This window comes from Halomonas huangheensis (assembly GCF_001431725.1).
Lineage (GTDB): Bacteria > Pseudomonadota > Gammaproteobacteria > Pseudomonadales > Halomonadaceae > Halomonas > Halomonas huangheensis.
The window spans coordinates 120479-145883 of the sequence record NZ_CP013106.1 but is presented as its reverse complement, the minus strand read 5'-3'; the positions used below and the strand labels follow the sequence as shown (position 1 = coordinate 145883).

Genomic DNA, 25405 nt, shown 5'->3' with positions numbered 1-25405 from the left:
CATGACCCGTACCAAGGCTACCGCACTCGACCCATCAGTCTTCTTCCCGACTGAGGAAAAGGCAGAGCCCTATTGCCCGAGTGGTCATACCGGAACCGTGAACCGCCGGCTCGTCTCTCCGGAGACAGGGGCCACACAGATGGAAGTCCTTATTGGCCGCATCGAGCCGGGACAAGGGGCGACGCCGCACTTTCATCCTGGCATCGACCAGTTCTGCTGGATGCTGGAGGGTCGGGCTCGCGTGACGATAGGTGACTACGAGCAGGAGATCGGGCCCGGCGAGAGCTGCTTCTTCGCGGCCGATATGGCCCATACATTCACTGCCACCGGTGACAAGCCTGTGTGCGTCTTGATCTGTTATGCACCGCCCTATGGAGAAAGGGCCCGCATCGAGTGCTGAAAGACCCAACCGTTCCAAGAATAATTCCAAGAGGAGGCAACCATGAAAATCAGCCCTACTACTATCGCACTCTTGGCGGCTGTCGTGGCCGTACCGTCGATGGCCCAGGAAGTCACACTGAAGATTGCAGACAGCTTACCCGCCGACCATATCATCACGCAGAACACCACCGACGTATTCATCGCGCGCGTGGAGGATGAGCTCGGCGACCGCGTGGCCTTTGAACACTACCCAGCGCAGCAGTTGGCCAAAGCCAAGGACATTCTATCCATCACCCAAGCGGGCATCGCCGATATCGGCTACGTCGTGCCGTCCTATGTCTCCGAGAAGATGCCGTTGGGCGGTGTCGTTGAATTGCCGGGTGAGATCCGCTCGTCCTGTGAAGGCACATTGGCTTTCCGCAACCTGGTGCAACCCGGTGGCATGCTCGACGAGTTGGAATTCCAGCCCAATGGGGTCCGCGTTCTCTACAACGTTGCGCTATCACCTTACCAAGCGGTTTTTTCCAAGCGTGCAGACGTGGCGTCGCTCAAGGACTTCGGCGGAATGAAGATACGCTCGAACCCGGGAGCCATGGAACTCTCGCTGCAATCCGTGGGTGCCGCCCCTGTACGAATGTCCCCGCCAGAGATCTTCGATGCGATGACCAAGGGAACAATCGATGGCGCGCTTTTGCCGTTCACTTCGGTCTTCTCCTACGGCCTCGACCAGGTCGTTCGCTCGGCCACTCAGAACGCTAACTTCGGCAGCGTAGGCATCACCTACGCCATTTCCGAGAATAAGTGGAACAACCTTCCCGAGGACATCCAGGAAGTGCTGACCCGTGTCGGAAGAGACGTCACAGAAAGCGCTTGCTCCGCATTCGACGAAGCCGAAAAAACACTGTCGGTGGAGTTGGCTGAAAAAGGAGCGGCCGTCTTCGACCTCTCCGAGGAGGAATCCGCGGAGTTGAACGCATCCTTCGAAAGCGTCGCGCAGGACTGGGCTGAGACGCTCGACAACCGTGGCAAAAAAGGTAGCGAAGCCCTGTCAGCCTTCCGTGAGCAAGTCGAGAGCCTGCGCGCAGAAGGTACTTGATCACAACAACAACGATGGCGGCGACAGTGCCGCTATCTACCAAGGGAAGGAGGTCGGTGTGCTGGATCTTTTGAAAGGCGTTCGCGTCGTCGAACTCACCACCATCGTGCTGGGGCCAATGGCTGGGCAGATGCTGGCCGACTTTGGTGCCGAGGTCATCAAGGTCGAGGCACCGAACGGAGACCTGGCGCGTCAGGTAGAGCCCCGTTCGGCGACGGGCGAAAGTACGATGTTCGTGAACTGTAACCGCAACAAGCAGAGCATGGCCGTAAACCTGAAAACGGATGAAGGCCGTGAAATCATGCGCCGCCTGATCGGTGAGACGGACGTCTTTGTACACAACATGCGAATGAAGGCGATCGAGCGCTTGGGCCTCGATGCCAAGACACTTCACAAGATCAATCAGGGCCTCATCTACTGCTCCGCCATCGGTTTCGGCAGTGATGGCCCCTATGCCGACCGACCGGCCTATGACGACGTAATCCAAGCGGCCTCGGGTATTGCACATTTGCCGACCTATACCGGCTCCGACCCAGCCTACGTGCCCGGCGTGATCGCCGACAAGATCGCCGCGCTCTATGCCGCCAACGCGATTGCGGCTGCGCTCTACCGGAAGGTTCAAACCGGCCGCGGCGCCGAACTCGAGGTCCCGATGTTCGAGGTCATGAGCTCCTTCGTGATGACCGAACACTTGGCAGCAGCCTCTTTCGACGAGGAGGCCAAGCCCGGTTATCAGAGACTGCTCAACCGGCATCGCCGCCCATTCCGAAGCGCCGACGGCTGGATCGCCGTACTGCCCTATACCGAGGCACACTGGCGCCGAACATTCACTGAAATCAGTCGTGAAGATGTTCTCGTGCAGGAGTGGTTCCAGAATGACTCCACGCGCTCCAGCCGCGTTGGCGACATGTATGAGATCCTTGCCGAGTCGATGCCGGAGCGCACAACCGAGGATTGGGTGACGACCTTCAAAAGACTTGATGTGCCCCATTCACGGGTAAGTTCGCTGGAAGATCTACTCAGCGACCCGCACCTTCAGGCGATAGGGTTCTTCGATGCGACGGACGATACTCTTGGCCGAGTGCGGTCCGTGCCGCAGCCGGTGCGAGTTGGCGGCTCCGATATGGCCCTGGATCAACGGGCCCCCCTGCTGGGCGAGAACACCCTGCAGCTTCTGAGGGAGCTGGGCTACCAGGATCACGAAACACAGGCTTTGGTTGCCCGCGGTGTGGTCCGCAGTTCCATCAAGTTAAAGGAGGCATGAGATGGCTGGGCTATGGCTTGAGGAATTCGACGAAGGACAGGTCATCCATCACGCGATCACGCGAACAGTGACCGAAGCCGACAACATGCTATTTTCCGCGCAGACGATGAACCCACAGCCGTTGCACATTGATCGCCACTTTGCGGCTGGCACCGAATGGGGGGAGCCTCTGGTCAATTCGCTTCTGACTTTGGGCATCATGATAGGAATTTCGGTCCATGAAACAACGCTGGGTACCACAATCGGTAACCTCGGCATGACCGACGTGAAGTTCCCCGCCCCGGTCTTTCACGGCGACAGCCTACGAGTAGAGACAGAGATCGTCTCGGCGCGCGCATCCAGGTCCCGCCCGGGGCAAGGGATTGTCGAGTTCGAGCATCGAGCCTACAAACAGGATGATACGCTCGTCGCCTCATGTCGTCGCGCGGCGCTCTTGCGGGCTCGGCCCGAAGCGGAGGCCACCACCTGATGCGCTCTTGGCTCTTCGTTCCCGGCAATCGTCCCGAGATGATGGAGAAGGCCGCCTTCGCCGGAGCCGATGCCATCATCCTGGACCTTGAGGACTCCGTATCTCCGAAGAAGAAAGTGGAGGCACGTAAGGCTGTTGCAGACGCACTGACAACCCTCCACCGTGAATCCAGGGTCTGGGTGCGCGTGAATCCAGTAACCAGCGATCATTGCGAGGATGACGTCGACGTTGCGCTGGCGGGCGGCGCAGATGGTCTGGTCCTGCCAAAATCTGAAAATGGGGATACGGTTCGGCAACTGGTACGAATGGCCGGAAACGGCTGCCCACCGATCCTGGCGATCGCCACCGAGACCGCAGGTTCGATCTTCGGGCTCGGGGACTACAGCGGACTCGAAGAAACCCTTTACGGCATGGCCTGGGGAGCCGAGGACCTGTCTGCCGACCTGGGAAGCACGGCAACCCGCAACGAGGCTGGCGCGCTGACAGGCCCCTTTGCATTGGCCCGAAACCTGATGCTGGCCGGTGCTGCACGAGCAGGATGCCAGCCGATCGACACGGTGTGGACGGCGACACATGACTTGGAGGGGCTGAAGGCCGAGTGCAATGCCGCCCACCGCGATGGTTTCACGGGCAAAATGGCGATCCATCCCAACCAAGTGCCAATCATCAACCGCTCGTTCCTGCCGACAGCAAAGGAGATCGCCTTGGCCGAGCGGATTACCGCCGAGCTGGAAAAAAATCCCAATGTCGGCGCGATCAGCATTGATGGCCAGATGATTGATATGCCACATCTGAAGCGGGCCGCCCGCATTCTGGAACTGGCGAAGCAATACGGAGGGGCGAAATGAGCAATACACCGAAACGCCGGGGATGCGGCTTCTATTGGCAGGAGCTGACGGCCGGGACCCGATACTTGACTTACGGACGTACGATCAGCTCGGCCGACATCAGCACCTTCGTGGGCTTGGCCGGCATGATCGAGATCCTGTTCACAAACGCAGAATACCGGCGGAGCGACAGCGCCATCAAGGGCGAGCCATCTCCCGGTGCACTGGTCTTTTCGGTAGCTGAGGCACTGTCGCTTAACGCCACTGCGCAGGAGACGGGACTCGCGTTCCTCGGGCTGTCGTCACTCGATATCAAGGGACCTGTGCAGGCTGGCGACACGATAGAGGTCGAGATCGAGGTCCTCGATGTACGGCAGGAGAGCAACGGCTGTCGAGGCTTGGTCCGAACGCGGAACACTGTGCGCAATCAGCACAACCAGAAGGTCATGGTCTACGAACCGCTCCGCCTGATGATGGGTAGGCCGTAATGAAGAGTTACTGCCTCCTCAAGCCAGAAAGATACTTTGAATGTCCCATCTGAAGTTTTCGGGTACTACCGGTATTTAGCTCACGGACACGGATGAACTCATGGCATGGCACGCTTCATTGCCCTCCCTGGAGCTAAACAGTAGATGTTAACTTCGGCCCATCACCATGCTGAAAAGCGTTAAAGTAGTGAAGGGAGCAATTGGCAACACCCAGCAGAGAAGCTCGATTATTACCTGAAGCAGGATTGAGCTCTGCTTGGGACAATGGGCTGGTGACCTGCGCAGAATTTCGTTGACCTGACACACTGCTGCGATTGTTGGTTGACATCCAGATCCAGCAGAAAATTGCCAAGCATAACATGCTTAAAGACCGGTTATAGTTGGTTCATCACATTCTGCTTGACTTTCTGCAAATGGCTTTTCATGCGTTCCCTTGCCAGCACCTCATCCTGGTTTTCTATGGCGTCAATGATCGCTATGTGATCTTCATAACCGGGGAAAGGCATTGCTGGCAACGTCTGATTTTCAAACATCTGAGTAGTTTTACGCAGGTCGGCGATGATCCGTGGCAACTCCGTGTTCCGAGAAGCTAGAGCAATGCCGATGTGTAGCGATTCGTCGAACTCCCACTGCAACTTAGTTAGCAGGCTATCTTCTTGCGTAAGCTGTTCCAACTGCTGACGCCAACGACGGACCGCAGCAGTATCCGCATGTCGGGCAGCCAACGCTGCAGTTTCCGGTTCCAGAATCTCACGAATCTGAAGAGCGGAGACATACTCTTCAATGCTGACTCGCTTTACCGCAATAGTGCGAGCATTCAACCTGACTATCCATCCTTCAGCCTCCAAGCGCCTCAACGCTTCGCGAACAGGGGTACGAGACATATCAAGATAAGCCGATAATGGACGTTCTTGAACAATTTCGCCTGCGCGAAGCTGCCTTGAGAGCACCATCTGCATAATGCCGTCATAAGCCACCTTGGCCAGGCTGCCCTGATCAGGCGCCCGAATAGCACTATCGCTCACGTCAAATTGCTTGCTCAAATGGACTCTCCTTTCATTCTTCCCGCCTATGATAGCGAGTGGCTAGCAGGGGTAAAACGAACCATTGTGCGGCAATCATTCACCATTGCCGTGCTTCACTCGATCTTGTCTTCCCCAAAATAACAGAATCATCCCTGAGCCAATCACCATGAATGCACCGGCCAAGGTGTTGAGCGTTGGCAGCTCATTGAAAAAAAGAAACCCTGATAGCGTTGCCCAAAGTAACTGACTGTACAGGAATGGCGATACCAGAGACGCCGAGGCAAATCGCATCGCTAGAATCAAGGCAAGATGGCCCACCGCACCAAGAGTACCAATGGCAACAAACGGCAACATATCGCTGACCTGAATGGGTGTCCAGGAAAAGGGCACGACCAGAGAACAGAGTAGGCCCCCGGCGACAGCTGTATACAGAAGAGAGGTGATCGGGGAGTCCTGGTGAGAGAAATACCGAGTAGCCAATTGGTACATGGCGAAACAGAATGCCATGCCAACAGGGAAAGCCATGGCTGGGTTCATGGCGACCAGATCCGGCTGCATGGCAACAAAGACACCAGAAAATCCTGCCAGCACTGCCGCAATACGAATGCCATTGACGGGTTCGCCCAAAAGGGGAATAGCCAACAAGGTGACGATGACGGGTGAACTGAAATTTATGACGTAGACCTGCGCGAGCGGCAGCTCTCGCACAGCGAGGTACGAAAAAATCGTTGCACCCAGCAATAGAACACCACGGAAGAACTGTCCCAAGGGGGCTTGACTGATCAGAATGCTTCTGTCGAATCGACGTAGCGCAAGAAGACCTACCACCATCACGATCAGGTGAACTCCATATCGCGCCCAGACCAGTTGTACCGGCGAGTAGGACTGGCCGAGTTGTTTTGCCATGGAGTCCATCGCTACGAAGGTGGCAGCCGCGACTAGCATGCAGGCAATACCCAGTAATGGTGCTTCCTTGTGGGGAGGACACCGGTCCCTGGCGCTACCCATGAAAACGTTCCAACGAGAACGGTGTAATATCCCAGTCTGTTTTTCCGCGGCAAATCAGGTCAGTAGTGATTTTTCCCACCAGCGGGCCGAGGGTATAGCCATTGGAAGTCACTGCATTGAAGAAGCCAGTATGGCCCGGCACTTCACCGAGTATCGGAGCGCCATCGATGTTGACGTTGATCGCCGCCCAACTCCGAATGACACGTAAGGCACCGGCTGGAGGCAGCACTTTCTGGGCTACCCAGAGATTCCCCTGGAGGCTATTGAGCAAAGGCCGCTGGTAGCGGTGGGGTTCACTGAGGCCTGCGGGCCATCCGCCGCCGATGATAAGGTTCCCATTGTTGGCCTGCTTCAACGTCAGGTGCCGATCAGCGTGAGCCAGGAGTACATTGACCATGGGCCTGGCTGCTTCGGTGACAATCATCTGCAGTGGGGTGCCTTTGACCGGCACTGGAATCCCTGCCAACTGCCCCACTTCTCTCGCCCAGGCGCCTGCCGCATTGACAATGGATTCACACCGGAAATCCCCTTTGTCAGTGAACACTCTCCAACCGACCGACTCTTTCTGGATGGCCACCACGGCCTCGCCAGTGTAAAACTGGGCACCTGCGCTCTCGGCTGCAGCAACCAATGCAGGAGTACCTAGCAAGGGGCTGATTTTTCCTTCCTCCCCACACCACGCACCGCCAATCACAGAGTCTGCCAAGTCAGGAACCAGGGCTCTGGCGTCGCTCTGATCGATGATCTGCGTGTCTATGCCGAGTGACCGTTCGAGAGCTGCCTTTTCATCCAGAAAACGCATTTGCGCCTCGGATTCAGCCACCATCAGGCCACCCGTGCGTTTGAACTCAATGTCGCCCAAGCTCGAGCTCAGTTCCTCCCAAAGGTTGGCGCTGGCTTGCTGCAGCGGAAGGGTTTTCGCTGCAGGTCCACCACCGCCTTCGGCTTTGGTGCCATAGTCAAACGACAACAGTTGCACATGCAGACTGCCTGCATTGCCACCGGAGGCTTCCCCGTTTGGGGAGCCTCGATCCACTACCGCGACGCTTTTGCCATTCCAGGCCAGAAACAAGGCATTGGAACAACCTGCCACGCCAGCGCCAATGACCAGGACATCGATTTCGCGCTCAGGAATTCGCTGGCTATTCTTCCTGGTGCGGGAAACACGCGGAGCGCGCCGTTCACTGACGTCAATCGCCTTGTGACCACCCCATTCACCTTGTTCAATGGCAATAATGGACCCTGGAATCGGCTTCACAGGATTCTGTGGAGTTGCGATCTCGAATTCACTGGCTATCTGTTTTCCCGATGTCTTGAGGGCATGTACGGTTGCTGCGCAATAGCGCCCCTGACAACGGCCCATCCCGGCTCGCGTCTGGCGTTTGATGGCCCCGAAATCCAGGCTCGGATTACAGCGGTTCTGGATTTCACCAGCCGTGACGGATTCGCAGCGGCACACAATGGTGTCGGGCGTGATGTCTGACACAGGCTGGCGGGGGGCGGTAAATGCCTGCCACATGGCGTTCTGGAAACGGCGGTGCCGAGCCAGATTTTCTTGTGCGCGCTGGAGCGTCTTTTTCGCGCGTGGGTCTCCGGATTGGCCTGACAAGCTGTGGCCGCAATGTCGGGCGGCCGAGTGCCCGGCCAGATGTCCCTGAGCCATTGCAATGTGGGCTCCGCCGAAGCCCCCCGCTTCCCCGACCACAAATACGCCGGGAACATTGTTGCTGCCATCGTCATTGCGTCGGGCAGTCAGCCAAGGCGTTTGCCCTTTGGCGCCATCGTACTCCACCCCCAGTAATCGACTGATTTCCGCCTGGGGTTGAAAACCATCACCCAGGCCAACCGCCTTGGCGGGGATTTCAACCGTAGTGGATTCCTTTCCGGCGGCAGGGTGCAGATTGCGGATAGTCACTGATTCCGGGCCGTGTTTTCCATTCACAGAGGTAATCCGGTAGCCGTAATAGACCGGCACGCGGGCCTTGCGTAACGTCCAGAGGTAACCTAGGCCCTGAGCAATCAATTCCGGCGCTGAAATGGAAGCTGCCAACGTCGAACGCAGTCCTTCCAGCGACGTGGGTTGCGCGCTCTCGATCACTGCACTGACTTCAGCACCTGCTTTTATCAGTTCAGCGGCGACCTGAAAATTCAGTGGGCCGTTGCCGCCGATGACAATGGGGCCTGGGGGGTGGGCCTGATACGAGCGCAGCAGAGTCTGTAGACCGCCGGTGGTCATGACCCCCGGCAGTGTCCAGCCTGGTACAGGGGTAGGCTTTTCGGTGGCACCCGTCGCAATAACCAGGGCACTGGGTCGTATCAAATAAGCTTCGCCGTCCGATTCAGCACCGATCGTGATGCCCTGGTCTGATTCACGAAATGCCCCCCAGACCTGCGTACTTTCCCGGCACTCAACGCCCGCCGCAAGTACGCGCTCCACCAGAGCGGCACCCCGCTGCATCTGCCTGTCTACCGGTGATGTGGTATCTATGGTGACCCGTTGCTTGAAGTATTGACCACCGGCATGGTGGCGCTCATCGATCAGCAGAACCGATGCACCATTCTGTGCGGCTGTCAGGGCGGCGCACAGTCCTCCGGGCCCAGCTCCGACCACCAGCACATCAACGGCTTCTTCTGGCAGTGAGGTTCTTTCTTCAGACAGCAAGCTTGCGTCACTCACCGGCGCAGCATTCTGCGGCGGGCTCACGAGGTAAGCCTGCTGACGAACCGACATACCTTCGGATACCGGTGTCATGCAGGCACGCAAGCCATCAGTGCCATTCACCGATACAAGGCATTCATGGCAGGCACCCATGCCACAGAAGTGCCCATGTGCTTCCCCCTGCCTGCCGTGACGGTGAGCCAGATGCCCTGCTGCCACGAGTGCGGCCGCAATTGACTGGCCAGATCGGGCCTGGACAATTTCTCCTTCAAAGGAAAAGGAAATCATCGGCTCAACAATTTTGACGGTAGGGTCTGGCATAGGCACAGCATTATCCTCATTTCAGGCCAAGTTCACGTACGACTCTGTTGGCCCACGCAATATCTTCCTGTGGCGAGGGTAGGCGGGGTGGCCGCGGTATACCCACACTCTGTCCCATTGCATCAAAAAGCGCCTTTGTGCCGGATACGTAGCGATGGCCGAAAACGAGATCAATGACAGGCAGAATACGTCGATAAAGTTCCTGAGCCTTGTCAATATTCTTGTCCCGAACGACAGCATTATAAATGCCGGCAAACTCAGCTGGCATGACATTGGATCCGACAGCAACCCAGCCTTTTGCTCCCATGACATAGGATTCAAAACCCAAAACGCCACCGAAAACGGTGATGCGATCCCCGGCCAGTCTGAGGATGTCTCGCACGCGGCTGACTTCCAGCGTAGATTCCTTGACATATTGGACATTATCGATCTCTGCCAGCCTTGCGATAGTTGTCGGCAGCATATCGACATTCGATGCATTCGGATTGTTGTAAACCATGATGGGAAGTCCAATCGCATCCCCGATGGTTCTGTAATGGTGGAAAATCTCATCTTCAGTGGGGTTGCTGTAGAACGGTGGAAGAATCATGACGCCATCCGCCCCAAGTGCCTCTGCATCCTTGGCATAGCGGATTGCATCCAGCGTACTCTCTGCTGTAGTACCAATAAGTACCGGTACACGTCCATCTACTTTCTCGGTCACGATCTTGGCGACTTGATGGCGTTCCTCATCCGTTAAAGATAGAAATTCTCCTGTACTTCCCAGTGGAATAAGGCCATGAATTCCTTGCTCAATCTGGGTGTCAACCAGTTGACGAAGCCGCATTTCATCGACAGCCATATCCTCTTGGAAAGGAGTGACCATGACCGTATAAGTTCCTTCAAATTTTGACATATTCTATTCCTTTATTACTGATTTCTAACGAGCTCTGGAAGTGTTGTAACTAGAGAAGGGACATAGGTGGCAATAAGCAGGACGGCAATCATGAAAGCCAGCGGCAACATGGCTTTGGATGCCACTTTTATGACGGGTCTCTCGGCAATGCTACTGGCTACAAAAAGTGTGATGCCATATGGAGGAGTAACCATACCGACAGACAGGTTAATTATTATGATTACACCTACATGAAGAGGGTCAAGTCCATAGCTTTCGACGACGGGCATCAGCACTGGCACCAAGATGAGAATAGCGGCAATGCTCTCCAGAAACATTCCGACTACCAGTAGGGTGGCATTGATCAAGGCCAAGAATATCAGCGGGTTATCTGTGATAGATTGCAGAAATACTACAAGTTGCTGTGGAATATTCTCACGAGCAATCAACCATGAGAATATGCTGGAAGCGGCGATAATCATCATCACAGAGGCTGAGATAGCCGCTGCACGAAGCACAAGAGTTGGAAGCTCCTTCCACTTCAGTTCCCGGTAGACAAATAAACCGACAATTAAGCCAACTGCTACCGCTACTGAAGCTGCTTCTGTGGGAGTAAATACGCCTCCAATTATCCCACCGACGATAATGATAGGCATTAAAAATGCGGGTATTGCGCGAAATGCTGTAAGGGCAAGCTGTTTAAATGAAAATCGACTTACCTGAGAATAGGTCCCGCCATGGACCCTAGCGTGTATATAAGCTGCAATCAGCAAGCCCATCGCCATCAGCAATCCAGGCACAACTCCAGCGATGAAAACGTCTCCCACAGACAGCCCGCCTACTGCGGCGAGGACAATCATCATGATGGAGGGAGGAATGACAGGCCCCAGCGAACCGGCGGCGGCCATCAGTCCTGCAGCAAAGTCGATGTCGTAACGTCGGTTACGCATTTCAGGCAGCATCAGAGATGCCGTAGCGGCCGTGTCAGCGGAGCCTGAGCCTGAAATTGCAGCGAGGCCTGTACCTGCTACAACAGACACATGGAGCAGAGAACCACGAACCCAACCGACCAGAGCGGTAGCAAAATCAATCATTCGACGGGCAATTCCACCACGCTCCATGATTAACCCGGCAAAGACAAAAAAGGGAATTGCCATGATGGTAAAGCTGTCAAGGCCGGAGAACAGACGTTGAGAAACAATGCTGATCGGAATGCCCTCCATCGTAATGTAGGCCACCCCGGAGACGCCCATTGCAAACACAATCGGAGCGCCAAGGATAATCATGAGAAAGAACAGCGTAATAAAAATAGTCATGATACCGACTCCTCTTTCTCAGCGCTGGATACGTCTTCTGGACGGATGATTTTTCCGACGTAAGCCACTAGAAATTCGAACAAGAAGTAACCAATCCCAACCGGTATAGACATGTAGGGGATCCACATTGGAATGCCTAAAGCAGAAGAAGTCTGGAATTGTCCGAGCTGGAGCAAGCGCTCACTACCCGCAATTGCTGTCCAGAGGAACCAGACGCCCCCCACCATAATGACGAACGCGATGAAACGCTTTAAAGGGCGAGGAACCACTGTGTAAAGCAAGTCCACGCCGACATGTAGTTTCTGCTTCATGGCCAGACCGGCTCCAAGGAATACCATCCATATCTGGGCGAAAGTTGCGGTCTCCGAAGAACCGGAAAACGAATAGCTGAACAAATAACGCCCAACAACCTGAGCAAGTACGGCAACGGACATATAGATGAACAGTAGAATAACGATGGCCCCGACCAGTAGCCGAATAGCCTGCAGAAGTTTGGAAAAAAATACCGTTGCTGAGCTCATCAGTGCACCTCACTGAAGCGACAAAGAGACGTAGATTCGTGCCACCCGAGAGCCACGGATGGCACACAGAGACAAGATCAACGGGCCTGGTTTATCAGCTGCAGAAGATGTTGCTCTTCTTCGGTATCCGCGAATTCTTCATAGACACTCTGCGCAGCCTCCCGGAAAGGGTCGACATCCGGCTCAGTGATGGTTGCACCTTGCTCAATGACTTTCTGCTTGAGCTGTGCATCACTCTCGGCATAGAGTTGGCGTTCATATTGCGCAGATTCATAACCCGCTTTCAGAAGAGCGTCCTGAATGTGCTTGGGAAAGCTCTGAAACTGCTCTTCAGACATGATTAGATCCGCCACCAATGCTGTCCAGCTTACATCGGCAAGGTAAGGTGCAACTTCGTAAAAGCGCTGAGATTCGTAGTTGGTATAGGCAGCCTCTGCGCCATCTACTACACCTGCTTCAAGAGCGGAGTAGAGTTCGTTGTAGGCGAGAGGGGTGGCGTTTGCACCAAATGCATTGAACGATGCAACATGCGCAGGAATCTTCATCGTTCGAATGCTTTTTCCCTGGATATCATCGATACTATTCACCGGATAGTCCGTTACGATGTGGCGTATTCCGGCTTCATAGAATCCCAAGAGACGGATGCCCTTTTCCTGCATAGCTAGGGAAAGCTGTTCTCCTACTTCGCCATCTATCGCACGGTACATGTGCTCACGATCATCAAAAAGAAAGGGAAGATCAAAAATTGATAGATCGCCAACAAAATTGGTGACTACGCCATTTGTAGGAACAGTAATGTCGATCGTTCCCAAATATAAACCTTCAATCATTTCCCGTTCACTGCCTAATTGGCTGTTAGGGAAAATTTCCACTTCTACTTCGCCGTTGGTTTCTTCACTCACGATTTCCGCGAAGCGCTGAAGGCCCAGATGATAGGGCTCCGAAGCGTTGGCAGAATGACCTACGCGAAGTGTAATTGTGTTTGCTGAAGCCGCCGAGAATGTCAGGGATGCTGTAACTGCGAGGACAATTATGGGTAGTGATTTCATATTGGATATCTCCATCAGTGGATTTAGTTGTTGTTGATTTCAACTGAAAGTGGTAGTCCATTGGCATACCAACATCAATCCATAAGTCTTCTTCATCTAGTTTGTTTTCATGAGTTTCTGTTTATCTATATCGAGAGGGAGCGGGTAGAGAGAAAGAGGCTCATGACTCCCGGGTTTAGGCATGAGTGATTGATGCCTAAGATTGCTCAATCATCAAACTTCTCGAGACTTACTGTTTCGATCACTTGTGCCAAATTCTCGCCACATGCGATAAAATGGTTGTAGTGACTTTTCAGAATCCTCGATTCTCACCTCGAGGACGTGCTGGTTGGGGGCGTTCACAACGCAGAAACATGCCGCGCCCGGCTGCCCCAAGGAATTGACCATTATCCCATACGATTTTCCCGCGAGAGATAGTGGTCTGTGGACGACCATGCAGCACCATCCCCTCGTATGGCGTGTAATCGACGTCATGATGAAGGCCTGTATTACGGACGGTCCATTCTGCCATCGGATTCCAGATAACGATATCAGCATCTGAACCAATGGCTATAGTTCCCTTGCGTGGGTAGAGACCATAAATCCGGGCAGGGTTCGTGGAAGTTAATGCAACAAATCGGGTAATGTCGATCCGTCCCCGCAGAACACCTTCGCTATAGAGAAGAGGGAGGCGTGTTTCGATTCCAGGAATGCCATTGGGGATATATTGGAAGGATGCGGATTCTCCGGCTGCTTTCTTGCCTTCCTTATCATCATAACAAAAGGGCGCATGGTCTGAGGAAAACACCTGAAAAACGCCACTTTCCAGACCATTCCATACTCCCTCTTGATTGGCTTTGTCTCTTGGAGGCGGGCTGCAGACACACTTCGCACCCTCAAAGCCGTCCTTGTCCAGATCCTCAGCGGTCAGAAACAGGTATTGCGGACAGGTTTCGGCATAGACCCTCAACCCACGCCCCTGCGCCCAACGGATCTGCTCTATCGCCTCGTTGCCGGATACATGAACAATTAATACAGGTGTATCGACGAGTTCAGCCAATGAAATTGCACGATGTGTCGCTTCGCGTTCGACAATCGAAGGGCGGGCCTCGGCATGATAGAGAGGCGCCGTATGATTCATGGCCTCGAGTGCTTCGGTGAGCCATGCAATACAATCGGAGTTTTCTGCATGGATCATCGTCATGGCGCCTTCCCGTCTTGCAACAGTAAGCGTTTCCAGAATTTGCCGGTCGTCCAGTTTCAGATCGTCATAGGTCATATATATCTTGAACGAGGTATAGCCAGCGTCGATCAATTGCGGCAGCTCATGCTGCAGTATGTCTCCGCTGGCGTCACTGACGATCATATGAAAGGCATAATCGATGCAAGCCTTGCCATCTGCTCGGCGATGATAATCCTCTACGGCTGCTTTCAGGCTGCTGCCTTTTTCCTGAGCGGCGAACGGGATTACCGTTGTGGTTCCTCCACAAGCAGCAGAGCGTGTGCCAGACTCAAAATCGTCTGCCATGCAAATTCCGGGACCCATAGGCTGATCGAGGTGGCAGTGAGCATCGACACCTCCGGGGAGTACGAAACGATCGGTCGCATCTATCTCTTCACGACCCGCCCCAAGCTTTTCGCCCAGAGCCGCGATACGGCCATCGATCACCCCAATATCGCAAACGAAAGTATCTGAGGCGGTCACTACAGTGCCATTTCGAATCACCAGATCGAAACTGTCCATTTGCGTCCCTCATCAATAGCATCAGCGTTGTTCTTGAAATCACAGAATTTCTTAAATTGGTATTGTTTTTTCTATTTATTCTTTATGATTTTCTCGATATTTCCGTTAACGGCTATGCTGCTGGATGATCTATCTGGATTTAAGGTATGCGATCCATCCATGACTGTTTGTAATATCAGTCACTCCAGGCAGGTCGATTGATTCCTGCCGCATTTTCATACTCAGCGAACCTGAGCCGTCATCAAGCTCAATAACAGATAACTCAAGCTCATCGGGTTCATTGGGTAATAATTCTTCCCTAAGCTGTTGATAAGTTACCTCATACAGCTCGCCTGGAATTTTTTCTCCACATTCAGAAACAGGCCATAGGCCAGGAAATTCATCACGAACCGAATAAAATCTATACTTCTTTGCGGTGCTGGCCTTGCCCAGATACTTTGCGCCTTCAAGTGCAAAATTGATACTTCCGCCGGACATGGCTTGACCGTTGACAAACATTTTCAGCGTTTCTTCTGGTTTACACATACCTATTCCTCTGTATCTCTAACCACATATTTTATTTAAATATCTTCACCCAGTTATCTAGCTTATTGAAAGACCCGCGAGCTAGCATAAAAACTGATGCCAGCAGATCTAAAGAAAAGATATACCGGTGGTATACCAATGTCAAGCCAGCAACAAAAATCATGATATTTTATTTAAAATCAACGATTTATATGAACTTCATGCCCATTGGAAATATTGGAATTCAGACCTATCGCGGTCTGATGTTGACGCTCGACGCTCTCTGCAAGGCAGCCGATGATTATTTCTCACTAGGCATAAAAGCCGCATATCGCAAAGAACACAGTGGCGATCCCTCATTCCTGAGGGAAACAGGAAGCTACGCCTCTGGCCGTAGGTCAAGGGTGTTCAGTGTCAGAAATTATCCGTTCGTTGAAAAGAAGAAATGGCCTATTTACCTGGGGAAGAGAGTAGAATTAAAGTGCCAAAGTGGAGCAAAACAAGAACCTGATTCATAAGCAAAAGAAAAATTTGAAATTTTCCGCGGCGGAAAAGAAATTTGACAAACGACTCGTATTCGTCGTTCCAATACTATTAGTACTAAGTTCTTGTCCTTGAATTGTCGTGCATTATTGCAGCCTGGCCCACTGACGCGGACGAACCATGGCAAGGCGCCGTTTTGTTTCCCCCTCTCTGAGTCTGAAATACAGACACTGACATCGGCCTATCATCGCGGTGAAAAGCGTGCCATACGCAGGCGTGCACATGCCGTTCTGCTGAGTGATCAGGGCCACACGATCCGCCAAATCACTGAAATACTACAGGTTCGCCGCGATGCTGTATCTCGCTGGCTTAAGCAGTGGGGAAATGTCAGGCCTCGATGGGTTGGTCGACAAGCCCCGCAACGGCCGCACGCCACTCCTGGATGAGAGAGATCACCAACGATTGCAGGAACTGATTGCGGAGCAACCTCAGCAGATTCGATCCTTGCAGGCTCGCTTCCAGGAAGAGAGCGGCAAGAAGGACAGTACGATAACTCTGCGCCGGGTGCTGAAAAAAATAACTTCAGTTTCAAACGCATTCGGCACTCTCTCAAGGCACAACATGATGATGCTGATTTCCGCAACACTCAGGGGCTCCCAAGCCACTTCATCAGCGAGAAGATCTGGGGGAACATGAACTCTACTATTTTGATGAGTCAGGGTTCTCACAATCGTCACCTGTGCCCTATGCGTGGAGTCCTGTCAGAAAGCCCTGCGAAGTCACCGCCTACTCACACAGCCGCAGGCTGAATGTGCTGGGGTTTCTCAGCTGCGCCGGGGAGTTGGTCTACCACACCGTGACTGACTCCGTGACCACCGAGACGGTCATCAAGGCGTTTGACCAGTTTGTGGCCCAGAAACCCCTCGATACCTTCGCCATGGTGGTGCTCGACAATGCCAGCATGCATCGCTCCAAGGCGTTCAGACGAAAGAGAGTGGAGTGGATGTCACACCGTGTACACCTGGTCTACCTATCCGCGTACTCACCGGAGCTGAATCTGATTGAAATTCTGTGGAGACAGATGAAGTACACATGGCTGCCGCTAGGGCATATCTTTCGTTTGACCGACTCTGTGATGAGGTGCATCGGCTCTTGGCTGACTATGGAACTGATCACGTTATTAATTTTGAATAGGCACTTATCAGCGACGAAGCCAACCGAGTGTTCAGCTGTTTCGCACTGCCAGTACTGATCGGTGACCAGATCGTGACCGTACTCGATATCAAGTCCGATAAGCAGCAGCAAAATATACTGGTACAGAAATGGACATGGATAGCACCGCAGAACGCTATGCTACGTGAAGCCACTAAAGCAGAGCTTGATCAATTCTCGAGCGCTTTCAGTTGGCTTTAAGCAGTTCCTCGCCCCGCCCAAGGGCACCCAGCACTACCGCCCCTTGAACAACCTATCCAGCTGTCGATAGCCAATCGCCTCGATCAGTTGTTCACGGCCGGGGCGCTCCAGGCCGACGAGGTCGGCCAGAGTCAGGGCTACGCGCAGTATGCGGTGATAGGCGCGTGCGGAGAGCTTCAATCGGTCAAGTGTATCGGCCAACCAGGCACGGTCCGGGGCGTTGAGCGCGCAGACTTCATCGAGCCGACGGCCGCTGAGGCGAGCATTGATGACGCCACGTTGCGACTGACGCTGACGGGCGGCCATGACTCGATCACGCACGGCCTGGGAGCTCTCTCCACTCTCGGTGGAGGTCAATTGCTTCGCCTGCAGCGCGGGTACCTCGACCTGTAGGTCAATACGATCCAACAGCGGCCCCGAGACCCGTGACTGATAGCGCTGGATCTGGTTGGCGGTGCAGACACAGGACTGGCGCGGATCGCCAAGATGCCCACAGGGACAGGGATTCATCGCCGCTACCAACTGAAAGCGCGCCGGATAGCAGCGCTCGTGATTGGCCCGTGAAATATGGATCTCGCCAGACTCCATCGGCTCGCGCATGACTTCGAGCACATGGCGGTTGAATTCGGGTAGCTCATCCAGAAACAGCACTCCGTGATGGGCCAGAGATATCTCCCCCGGACGCGGACGACTGCCGCCGCCCACCAGCGCGACGGCGCTGGCAGTATGGTGGGGGGCACGGAAGGGCCGCTGACCCCAATCCTGCTCAATCGCCATGCCGCTGACTGAGCGGATCGCCGCGACCTCAAGTATTTCGTCCTCTTCCAGCGGCGGCAGGATTCCGGGTAGCCGACTGGCCAGCAGGGTCTTACCGGTACCCGGCGGGCCAGCAAACAACAGGTTATGCCCGCCCGCTGCTGCCACCTCCAGCGCATGGCGTGCCTGATGCTGGCCACGAACGTCAGCCAGATCGGCAATCTCGATCGATGGTGGTGCAGGCTCCTGCGGCTGGTAGGGGGCAATCAAGGTCTGACCCGCAAGATGAGCCACGACATCCATCAGGTGCCGGGCCGGGAAGACTTCGAGGCCGCCCGCCAGGGCCGCTTCGGCGGCGTTGGCCTCGGGCACGATCACCTTCCTCCCGGCACGACGCGTGGCCAGAGCGAACGGCAGCATGCCGGTGACCGGTCGTAGATGGCCATCCAGTGCCAGCTCTCCGGCGCATTCGATATCGGCAAGGGATTCTGGAGGCAGCTGACCGGAGGCGATCAGCAACCCCAGCGCGATAGGAAGATCAAAACGCCCGCCTTCCTTGGGCAGATCGGCGGGCGCCAGATTGAGGGTGATGCGGCGCAGCGGGAACTCGAAGCCTGAGGTGGTCAGTGCGCTGCGCACTCGCTCACGACTTTCCTTGACCGCCGCTTCCGGCAGCCCAACCAGCGTCATACCCGGCAGGCCATTGGCCAGGTGGGCTTCAACATGAACTTCCGGGGCTTCCAGCCCCAACCCGGCCCGGGTAGTGACAATCGCCAGAGTCATGGGCGCTCCTTCGCCTGATGAAAAACACCGGCATCGATACCACCCGACTATTGGCGCTGGGTCTTGTCTTACTTGTGACGGACTTGCCCGTGACTGCCCTGCCTGCGATTACTGATCCTGAGCCTTGCCGTGCTCGGAACCGGTGTCTGCCTCGGTGCTGGCATCGGCCTGTGTAGTGCTGGCATCCGCATTGTTGGAAGAATTACGCCCTTCAACAGCGGCTTCGAGACTCGCCACCTGCTTCTCCAGTGCCTCAACCCTTGCACGGGTGCGCTGCAGAACGTCCATGAGAATGTCGAAATCCTCACGAGACACCAGTTCCAGACGGTCAAAGGCGCCGCGCACGACTTGCTGCACGCCTTTCTGGATATCTTCCGGTGCCTGAGACGCGCCCTGCAGGCGCTCGCCAATCTGCTGCGCCAGGCGGCTGATACGGTCCTGACTGACCATGATGCCTCTCCTTGTAAAACCAGTGTGTGCCTAACGACAGGATACGCAAGCCTGACGGTCAGCGCATGCACTGAACGCGTTAGTCGAGCTTCGCTAGCGCATAGCCCGCCCTTGATTGGCGCATATACCACCATACGGTGAACCAAAACAGTGCACCTGTCGTGACAGGGTTTTGTGCAACTGCGAACTTCCGCCACCGAAAACATGATAACTCGTTGAATTAAAGTAACTAACACCAGTTTGGCACACTTTGCGCACTAACGAGTTATCAATGCACAAAGCGGCGACAGGCCGCAACTTCTCCAGCAGGGAGTTCTGGTATGAAACTGATCACCGCCATCATCAAACCGTTCAAGCTGGACGACGTTCGCGAGGCACTCGCCGACAACGGCGTTCAGGGAATCACGGTGACTGAGGTCAAGGGCTTCGGTCGCCAGAAGGGTCACACCGAGTTGTATCGCGGCGCGGAATACGTCGTCGACTTCCTGCCCAAGGTGAAAGTCGAAGTCGCCGTCGACGAAGGCCGTCTGGACACCGTGCTCGAGGCCATCTGCAACGCTGCCAACAGCGGCAAGATTGGTGATGGCAAGGTCTTTGTCACACCGCTGGAAGACGTCATCCGTATCCGCACCGGAGAGCGCGGTGCTGACGCCGTCTGAAGCACTCTTATAGTCCCTACGCATGTTACCTACGCAGGCCTTTCGCTCCGACACACGACTCGATACAAGAGAGAAAATCCATGGTCGATATCAGTGAACTGAGTTACGCGCTCGACACTTTCTACTTTCTGATCTGCGGCGCCCTTGTCATGTGGATGGCAGCAGGCTTCGCCATGCTCGAAGCAGGTCTGGTGCGTGCCAAGAACACCGCCGAGATCCTGACCAAGAACATCGTGCTGTTCGCCGTTGCCTGCACCATGTACCTGTTGATCGGCTACCACATCATGTACTCCTCGGGTGAAGGCGGTTTCCTGCCGAGCATCGGTTTCCTGCTGGGTAGCGAGAACAGCGTAGATGCCGTGCTCGCAGGTGGCGAAGATGCCCCCTACTACTCCGCACGTGCCGACTTCTTCTTCCAGGTCGTGTTCGTTGCCACCGCGATGTCCATCGTCTCCGGTGCCGTCGCCGAACGCATGAAACTGTGGGCCTTCCTCGCCTTCGCGGTGATCATGACCGCGGTGATCTATCCGGTGTCCGGCTACTGGACCTGGGGCGGTGGCTGGTTGTCTGCCGCAGGTTTCTCCGATTACGCAGGCTCTGGCATCGTGCACATGGCAGGTGCGGCAGCAGCTCTGGCCGGTGTGCTGGTACTCGGGCCGCGTCGGGGCAAATACGGCAAGAACGGTGCGATCTATGCCATCCCCGGTGCCAATATGCCGCTGGCGACCCTCGGTACCTTCATCCTGTGGTTGGGCTGGTTCGGTTTCAACGGCGGCTCCGAACTGAAGATTTCTGATGTTTCCTCGGCCAACAACATGGCTCAGGTACTGGTCAACACCAACGCTGCTGCCGCAGGTGGTGTACTGGCCGCGCTGATCCTCGCCAAGGTGTGGTTCCGCAAGGCTGATCTGACCATGGCGCTCAACGGCGCGATCGCTGGCCTCGTGTCGATCACCGCAGACCCGCTGTCACCCAGCGCGCTCAACGCGACCCTGATTGGTGCCTTCGGTGGTGTGCTGGTAGTGATTGCCATCGTTACGCTCGACAAGCTGCGTCTCGACGATCCGGTCGGCGCGATCTCCGCCCACGGCGTAGCCGGCATCTGGGGCGTGATGGCGGTACCCATCAACAACGCAGACGCTACCTTCGGTGCACAGATTCTGGGTATCGCTGGCATCTTCGCCTGGGTATTCGCTGCCAGCCTGGTGGTATGGCTGGTCATCAAGGCGATCATGGGTATCCGCGTCAGTGAAGAAGAAGAATATGAAGGCGTCGACCTGGCCGAATGTGGTCTCGAAGCCTACCCCGAGTTCAACGTCGCCAAGAAGTAACCTCAAGGTTACCCGCGACACCAGTGAGCTGGCGTGCTCCACCTGGCCCCTTCGGGGGTCTTTTTTATGGCTGGTCTCAGGCAGCGAGCTTCGCGCCACGGGCCACGAGTTGCTCAATGTCATCTCCATGGCTCACCGACAAAAGCTCCGAGGCTCAGCCCAGGCGCAGCGGAATACTCCTTGTCCTTGTCCTTGTCCTTGCCCTTGCCCTTGCCTTGGCTCGCCGCTCGTAACTCATAGCTCATAGCTCATAGCTCATAGCTCATAGCTGAAGCATTCTCACACTGGCACTTTTTCAATCGGCCTCTCCCGGAGTATGCTTGTCACACACTGTATTCAGGAAGTGAGCACAACTGGCGCCCATCTCGGCCAGACCGTGCCGAATCTTCTCCCCACGGACAGCAAGAGGATTACGCCATGAAACTGGTGACCGCGATTATCAAGCCATTCAAGCTCGACGACGTCCGTGAGTCGCTTTCGGAAATCGGTGTGCAGGGCATCACCGTCACCGAGGTCAAGGGCTTTGGTCGTCAGAAGGGCCACACCGAGCTGTACCGTGGTGCAGAGTACGTCGTCGACTTCCTGCCCAAGGTCAAACTCGAGGTCGCGGTGGACGACAGCATGGTCGAACAGGTGATCGATGCCATCACTCAGGTCGCCAACACCGGCAAGATCGGCGATGGCAAGATCTTCGTCACTCCGCTGGAGCAGGTTATTCGTATCCGTACCGGCGAGACCGATAAAGACGCGGTCTAACGCGACGAGCGACGAGCGACGAGCGACGAGCGACGAGCAGCATGAAGATCCCCATCAGTCTCGGGCTGGTGGGGATCTTCATATACAGGGGAGAGTCAGCGCTTGCGCAGGGGTTCCAGAAGGTCACTCAAACCGTTGTGGTCGATTTCATGCATCAGCGCCAGCAGGCGCCCGATCTCCCCTTGTGGAAACCCCTCACGCGCGAACCAGTTGAGATAGGGGCCGGGTAGGTCAGCAATTGTCGTGCCCACATATTTGCCAAACGGCATGGTCATGGTGACCAACTTCTCAAGGTCCTCAGGATGCATGGGCTCTCCCCGTGATCGATATTGCCGGGCGCGGATCTGACCCGTCGACCGCACAGTGTACACAGCCTACCCGGCCGGGATCACGACTGATGTTCAGCGACTCTCGGGATTACAGGCCAGAACATCCGCTCGAATCACGCTCTGTTCCGCGATCAACGGCGTTACCACTTCCCGTGAAGCGCGATAGTGTGGCGTCTGCTTATGCTCGGCCAGCGCCTGTTCGTCACGGTAGATCTCATAGAGATGGAAGCAGTCCGGGGTATCACGATCCTCGATGACATCGAATACCAGGCATCCCGGCTCATCACGAACCGAGGCCCTGGCATTGTCGAGCATGGCGCCGAGAAAGCGTTCGCGATTGCCGGGCTTGAGCTGTGTTCTGACGATGATGCAGTACATGTTTGACATTCCTGTGGGTAGAGGGGTTGCCTCGCAGCGTTACGCCGCGCATTATGGAAATAATTTCCAACAACACTATCCAACCCTTCGGGAGCCTGCAAGATGTCACGACCAGCCCCTCTCAATGGCATGCGCCATATCGCCCTGCAAGTTCAGGATCTGGAGGCCTGTGAGCGCTTCTATGTCGAGCTACTGGGAATGCAGATCCTGCGTCGCGCTCACGACGACCTGGTCTACTTGACCCTCGGCAATGACAACCTGTCGCTCAGTCGCGCTCGTCAGGCCACAGGCAAGGACCCACAGCGGCTCGACCATTTCGGTTTTGTTGTCGATCAGCGCGAGGATGTCGATGCATGGTATGCCTGGCTGAGTGAGTCCGGTGCTCGCATCACCCGTGAGCCTCACGATCATGCGGATGGGGGACGCAGCTTCTACTGCCTCGACCCGGACGGCAACAGCGTACAGCCGCTCTACCATCCCAGTGTCTCGGGACAGCGCCTTTCCTGACGCAGCCCTTATTCAGCACAGCCCCTATTCAGCACAGGCCGACAACGAAACAGCCCCGGGAGCAGTAATGCTCCCGGGGCTGTGAGTTTCAACGGCCTTACCGGCAGTGGCAGGGCCTGGTCAAGCGCGGCTTACTTCTCGACGAAGGCACGCTCGATGACATAGTCGCCGGGCTCGCCCATGCGTGGCGAAATGTTGAAGCCCAGCTCGTCCAGCAGTGCGCTGGTATCATCGAGCATCGCCGGGCTGCCGCAGATCATGGCACGATCCTGCTTGGGATCGATGGGCGGCAGGCCCTTGTCTTCCGTCAACTTTCCGCTACGGATATGGTCGGTCAGGCGGCCCATGGTGTGGAATTCTTCACGGGTCACGGTCGGGTAGTAGACCAGCTTCTCGGCGATCTCTTCACCCAGATACTCGTGCGCCGGCAGATCCTTGGTGATGAAATCGGCATAGGCCAGTTCATTGACGTTACGCACGCCATGCACCAATACCACCTTCTCGTAGCGCTCGTAGACTTCCGGATCCTGGATCAGGCTCATGAACGGCGCCAGGCCTGTGCCCGTAGACAGCATGTAGAGGTTACGACCCGGCAGCAGGTCGTCACACACCAGCGTACCGGTCGGCTTGCGACTGACCATGATCTGGTCGCCGACCTTGAGGTGCTGCAGACGCGAGGTCAGTGGACCATCAGGCACCTTGATCGAGAAGAACTCGAGATGGTCTTCATAGTTGGGGCTCGCTACGGAATAGGCGCGCATCAGCGGCTTGCCGGCCACTTCCAGACCGATCATGACGAACTGACCATTCTTGAACCGCAGGCTACGCTCGCGGGTAGTGCGGAAGGTGAACAGGCTATCGTTCCAGTGGTGGACACTGAGAACTTCTTCCAGGGCAAATTTGCTCATGCCGACTCCTCGAAAAGATGCGCTGCATATTCCCATAAGGAATAAACAAGACAATGATGACTTGCAGAGAATTCTAAGCTCCGGCTATTTATCTGTTAAATGAATTGTGTGGATATGACTTATCCATAACATAGATATAGACTGACAAGGACCTCTGTCATTGGGAGTCCTGTCATGCGCTACACCCTGCGCCAGCTCGAAGTCTTCGTGGCTGTAGCCCAACACGAGAGTGTGTCACGCGCAGCCCGCTCGCTATCCCTGTCACAGTCCGCAGCCAGCACCGCTCTGGCCGAACTCGAGCGCCAGTTTGATTGCCAGCTGCTTGACCGCATCGGCAAGCGCCTCAAGCTCAATGCACTGGGGTTCCAGTTATTGCCCAAGGCCGTGGCATTGCTCGACCGCGCCGAAGAAGTCGAGGAACTACTGCGCGGCCAGCAGGGCATCGGGCACCTGGATGTCGGCGCCACGCTGACGATCGGCAATTATCTCGCCACGCTGTTGATCAGCGACTTCATGCAGCGCCATCCCGGTAGCCGCGTGCGTCTGAAGGTTCGCAATACTCGTACGATCATCGACAGCATCCGCCATCACGAGCTCGACCTTGGCTTGATCGAGGGACAGTGCGAGGAAGAGGAAGTGATTACCCAGCCCTGGGTCGAGGATGACCTGGTGGTGTTCTGCTCGCCGCGCCATCCGCTGGCCAATCAGGGGCCGGTGGAACTCGACCGACTGTTGCGCGAAGCCTGGATCATGCGTGAGGAAGGTTCCGGGACACGGCTGACGCTGGAGCAAGCCGCTCGCCACCGACGAGGCCGTTTCAATACCTTACTGGAGTTGGAGCATACCGAAGGCATCAAGCGTGCGGTGGAGTCGGGGCTCGGTATCGGCTGTGTGTCGCGACTGGCCCTGCGTGATGCCTTCCGACGCGGTAGCCTGACGCCGATCCCCACCCCCGAACTCGACCTCAGCCGACAGTTCACCTTCATCTGGCACCGTCACAAGTATCTGGCAGCGGGCATGCGGGAATTTCTCCGCCAATGCCGCAGGATGACCGAAGGCATCAAGCGCAGTGACGAAATTGACCTGCCGCATATTCCCTGACACCAGGGAAAAATGAGGGAAGAAGA

26 protein-coding genes and 1 pseudogene are annotated in these 25405 nt (G+C 55.5%); 12 read left to right on the top strand and 15 right to left on the bottom strand.

Going from position 1 to position 25405, the window contains the following annotated elements; genetic code table 11:
- The first annotated feature begins 1 nt into the window (after window position 1).
- The 6 genes from AR456_RS00690 to AR456_RS00665 are packed head-to-tail and all read left to right on the top strand — an operon-like array spanning window position 2 to window position 4525.
- Window positions 2-400 (top strand): cupin domain-containing protein, encoded by a 399-nt coding sequence (locus tag AR456_RS00690; protein ID WP_021821101.1) that lies wholly within the window; start codon window positions 2-4, stop codon window positions 398-400.
- Window positions 401-442: 42 nt separating this feature from the next.
- On the top strand, window positions 443-1477 hold the full coding sequence (locus AR456_RS00685) for a TRAP transporter substrate-binding protein (RefSeq protein WP_021821102.1): 1035 nt from the start codon (window positions 443-445) through the stop codon (window positions 1475-1477).
- Window positions 1440-2741, top strand: a complete 1302-nt coding sequence (locus AR456_RS00680) for a CaiB/BaiF CoA transferase family protein (protein ID WP_056932987.1) — start codon at window positions 1440-1442, stop codon at window positions 2739-2741. Before AR456_RS00685 ends, AR456_RS00680 begins: the two co-directional genes overlap by 38 nt.
- Window position 2742: 1 nt before the next feature.
- On the top strand, window positions 2743-3210 hold the full coding sequence (locus tag AR456_RS00675) for a MaoC family dehydratase (protein ID WP_021821104.1): 468 nt from the start codon (window positions 2743-2745) through the stop codon (window positions 3208-3210).
- The gene (locus tag AR456_RS00670; RefSeq protein WP_021821105.1) at window positions 3210-4058 is read left to right on the top strand and encodes an HpcH/HpaI aldolase/citrate lyase family protein; all 849 of its coding nucleotides are present in this window, start codon (window positions 3210-3212) and stop codon (window positions 4056-4058) included. Before AR456_RS00675 ends, AR456_RS00670 begins: the two co-directional genes overlap by 1 nt.
- Window positions 4055-4525, top strand: a complete 471-nt coding sequence (locus tag AR456_RS00665; RefSeq protein WP_021821106.1) for a MaoC family dehydratase — start codon at window positions 4055-4057, stop codon at window positions 4523-4525. Before AR456_RS00670 ends, AR456_RS00665 begins: the two co-directional genes overlap by 4 nt.
- A 374-nt stretch (window positions 4526-4899) precedes the next feature.
- On the opposite strand, the gene AR456_RS00660 is transcribed toward AR456_RS00665, so the two are convergent.
- The 9 genes from AR456_RS00660 to AR456_RS00620 form a co-directional block, all read right to left on the bottom strand.
- On the bottom strand, window positions 4900-5568 hold the full coding sequence (locus AR456_RS00660; RefSeq protein WP_021821107.1) for a GntR family transcriptional regulator: 669 nt from the start codon (window positions 5566-5568) through the stop codon (window positions 4900-4902).
- A gap of 75 nt (window positions 5569-5643) precedes the next feature.
- Window positions 5644-6558 (bottom strand): DMT family transporter, encoded by a 915-nt coding sequence (locus tag AR456_RS00655; protein ID WP_051995813.1) that lies wholly within the window; start codon window positions 6556-6558, stop codon window positions 5644-5646.
- A complete protein-coding gene (locus AR456_RS00650; protein WP_236995558.1) occupies window positions 6551-9505 on the bottom strand; it encodes an FAD-dependent oxidoreductase in 2955 nt (984 codons plus the stop codon). The genes AR456_RS00655 and AR456_RS00650 overlap by 8 nt, the downstream gene beginning before the upstream one ends.
- A gap of 49 nt (window positions 9506-9554) precedes the next feature.
- On the bottom strand, window positions 9555-10433 hold the full coding sequence (gene dapA / locus AR456_RS00645) for a 4-hydroxy-tetrahydrodipicolinate synthase (protein ID WP_021821110.1): 879 nt from the start codon (window positions 10431-10433) through the stop codon (window positions 9555-9557).
- Window positions 10434-10447: 14 nt separating this feature from the next.
- On the bottom strand, window positions 10448-11728 hold the full coding sequence (locus AR456_RS00640; protein WP_021821111.1) for a TRAP transporter large permease: 1281 nt from the start codon (window positions 11726-11728) through the stop codon (window positions 10448-10450).
- Complete coding sequence (locus AR456_RS00635) at window positions 11725-12249, bottom strand: TRAP transporter small permease (RefSeq protein WP_021821112.1); 525 nt, start codon at window positions 12247-12249, stop codon at window positions 11725-11727. The genes AR456_RS00640 and AR456_RS00635 overlap by 4 nt, the downstream gene beginning before the upstream one ends.
- 77 nt (window positions 12250-12326) lie before the next feature.
- Window positions 12327-13298, bottom strand: coding sequence for a TRAP transporter substrate-binding protein (locus tag AR456_RS00630; protein WP_021821113.1), 972 nt, complete (start codon window positions 13296-13298; stop codon window positions 12327-12329).
- A gap of 292 nt (window positions 13299-13590) precedes the next feature.
- A complete protein-coding gene (gene hydA / locus AR456_RS00625; protein WP_021821114.1) occupies window positions 13591-15021 on the bottom strand; it encodes a dihydropyrimidinase in 1431 nt (476 codons plus the stop codon).
- Between the two features lie 129 nt (window positions 15022-15150).
- Window positions 15151-15546 carry an allophanate hydrolase-related protein gene (locus tag AR456_RS00620; RefSeq protein ID WP_021821115.1) on the bottom strand — a complete coding sequence of 132 codons (396 nt, stop codon included), beginning with the start codon at window positions 15544-15546 and terminating at the stop codon, window positions 15151-15153.
- Window positions 15547-16172: 626 nt separating this feature from the next.
- Here AR456_RS00620 and AR456_RS20755 point away from each other — a divergent pair.
- Window positions 16173-17202, top strand: a pseudogene (locus AR456_RS20755) (IS630 family transposase).
- Between the two features lie 252 nt (window positions 17203-17454).
- Here the strand turns inward: AR456_RS20755 and AR456_RS00600 are convergent.
- Together AR456_RS00600 and AR456_RS00595 are read right to left on the bottom strand one after the other, a co-directional pair.
- Window positions 17455-18960, bottom strand: coding sequence for a YifB family Mg chelatase-like AAA ATPase (locus AR456_RS00600; RefSeq protein ID WP_056932986.1), 1506 nt, complete (start codon window positions 18958-18960; stop codon window positions 17455-17457).
- 108 nt (window positions 18961-19068) lie between these two features.
- Window positions 19069-19410 carry an accessory factor UbiK family protein gene (locus AR456_RS00595; protein WP_021817019.1) on the bottom strand — a complete coding sequence of 114 codons (342 nt, stop codon included), beginning with the start codon at window positions 19408-19410 and terminating at the stop codon, window positions 19069-19071.
- 320 nt (window positions 19411-19730) lie between these two features.
- Between AR456_RS00595 and AR456_RS00590 the strand changes: the two genes are divergently transcribed.
- Both AR456_RS00590 and AR456_RS00585 read left to right on the top strand, forming a co-directional pair.
- Complete coding sequence (locus AR456_RS00590; protein ID WP_021817018.1) at window positions 19731-20069, top strand: P-II family nitrogen regulator; 339 nt, start codon at window positions 19731-19733, stop codon at window positions 20067-20069.
- An 80-nt stretch (window positions 20070-20149) separates the two neighbouring features.
- On the top strand, window positions 20150-21400 hold the full coding sequence (locus AR456_RS00585; protein WP_021817017.1) for an ammonium transporter: 1251 nt from the start codon (window positions 20150-20152) through the stop codon (window positions 21398-21400).
- Window positions 21401-21519: 119 nt separating this feature from the next.
- Here the strand turns inward: AR456_RS00585 and AR456_RS21665 are convergent, their stop codons facing one another.
- The gene (locus tag AR456_RS21665; protein ID WP_021817016.1) at window positions 21520-21645 is read right to left on the bottom strand and encodes a hypothetical protein; all 126 of its coding nucleotides are present in this window, start codon (window positions 21643-21645) and stop codon (window positions 21520-21522) included.
- A 172-nt stretch (window positions 21646-21817) separates the two neighbouring features.
- Between AR456_RS21665 and glnK the strand changes: the two genes are divergently transcribed.
- Window positions 21818-22156 carry a P-II family nitrogen regulator gene (gene glnK, locus AR456_RS00580; RefSeq protein WP_021817015.1) on the top strand — a complete coding sequence of 113 codons (339 nt, stop codon included), beginning with the start codon at window positions 21818-21820 and terminating at the stop codon, window positions 22154-22156.
- A gap of 95 nt (window positions 22157-22251) precedes the next feature.
- Here the strand turns inward: glnK and AR456_RS00575 are convergent, their stop codons facing one another.
- Together AR456_RS00575 and AR456_RS00570 are read right to left on the bottom strand one after the other, a co-directional pair.
- Complete coding sequence (locus AR456_RS00575) at window positions 22252-22464, bottom strand: DUF3820 family protein (RefSeq protein WP_021817014.1); 213 nt, start codon at window positions 22462-22464, stop codon at window positions 22252-22254.
- A gap of 93 nt (window positions 22465-22557) precedes the next feature.
- Window positions 22558-22863 (bottom strand): putative quinol monooxygenase, encoded by a 306-nt coding sequence (locus tag AR456_RS00570; RefSeq protein ID WP_021817013.1) that lies wholly within the window; start codon window positions 22861-22863, stop codon window positions 22558-22560.
- A 102-nt stretch (window positions 22864-22965) separates the two neighbouring features.
- Between AR456_RS00570 and AR456_RS00565 the strand changes: the two genes are divergently transcribed.
- A complete protein-coding gene (locus AR456_RS00565; protein WP_021817012.1) occupies window positions 22966-23370 on the top strand; it encodes a VOC family protein in 405 nt (134 codons plus the stop codon).
- A 131-nt stretch (window positions 23371-23501) separates the two neighbouring features.
- Here AR456_RS00565 and AR456_RS00560 read toward each other — a convergent pair whose 3' ends face one another.
- Window positions 23502-24278: a ferredoxin--NADP reductase gene (locus tag AR456_RS00560; protein ID WP_021817011.1), complete on the bottom strand. Its 777-nt coding sequence runs from the start codon at window positions 24276-24278 to the stop codon at window positions 23502-23504.
- Between the two features lie 174 nt (window positions 24279-24452).
- Here AR456_RS00560 and AR456_RS00555 point away from each other — a divergent pair, with 174 nt between their 5' ends.
- Window positions 24453-25379, top strand: a complete 927-nt coding sequence (locus AR456_RS00555) for a LysR family transcriptional regulator (protein WP_021817010.1) — start codon at window positions 24453-24455, stop codon at window positions 25377-25379.
- Window positions 25380-25405 lie beyond the last annotated feature (26 nt).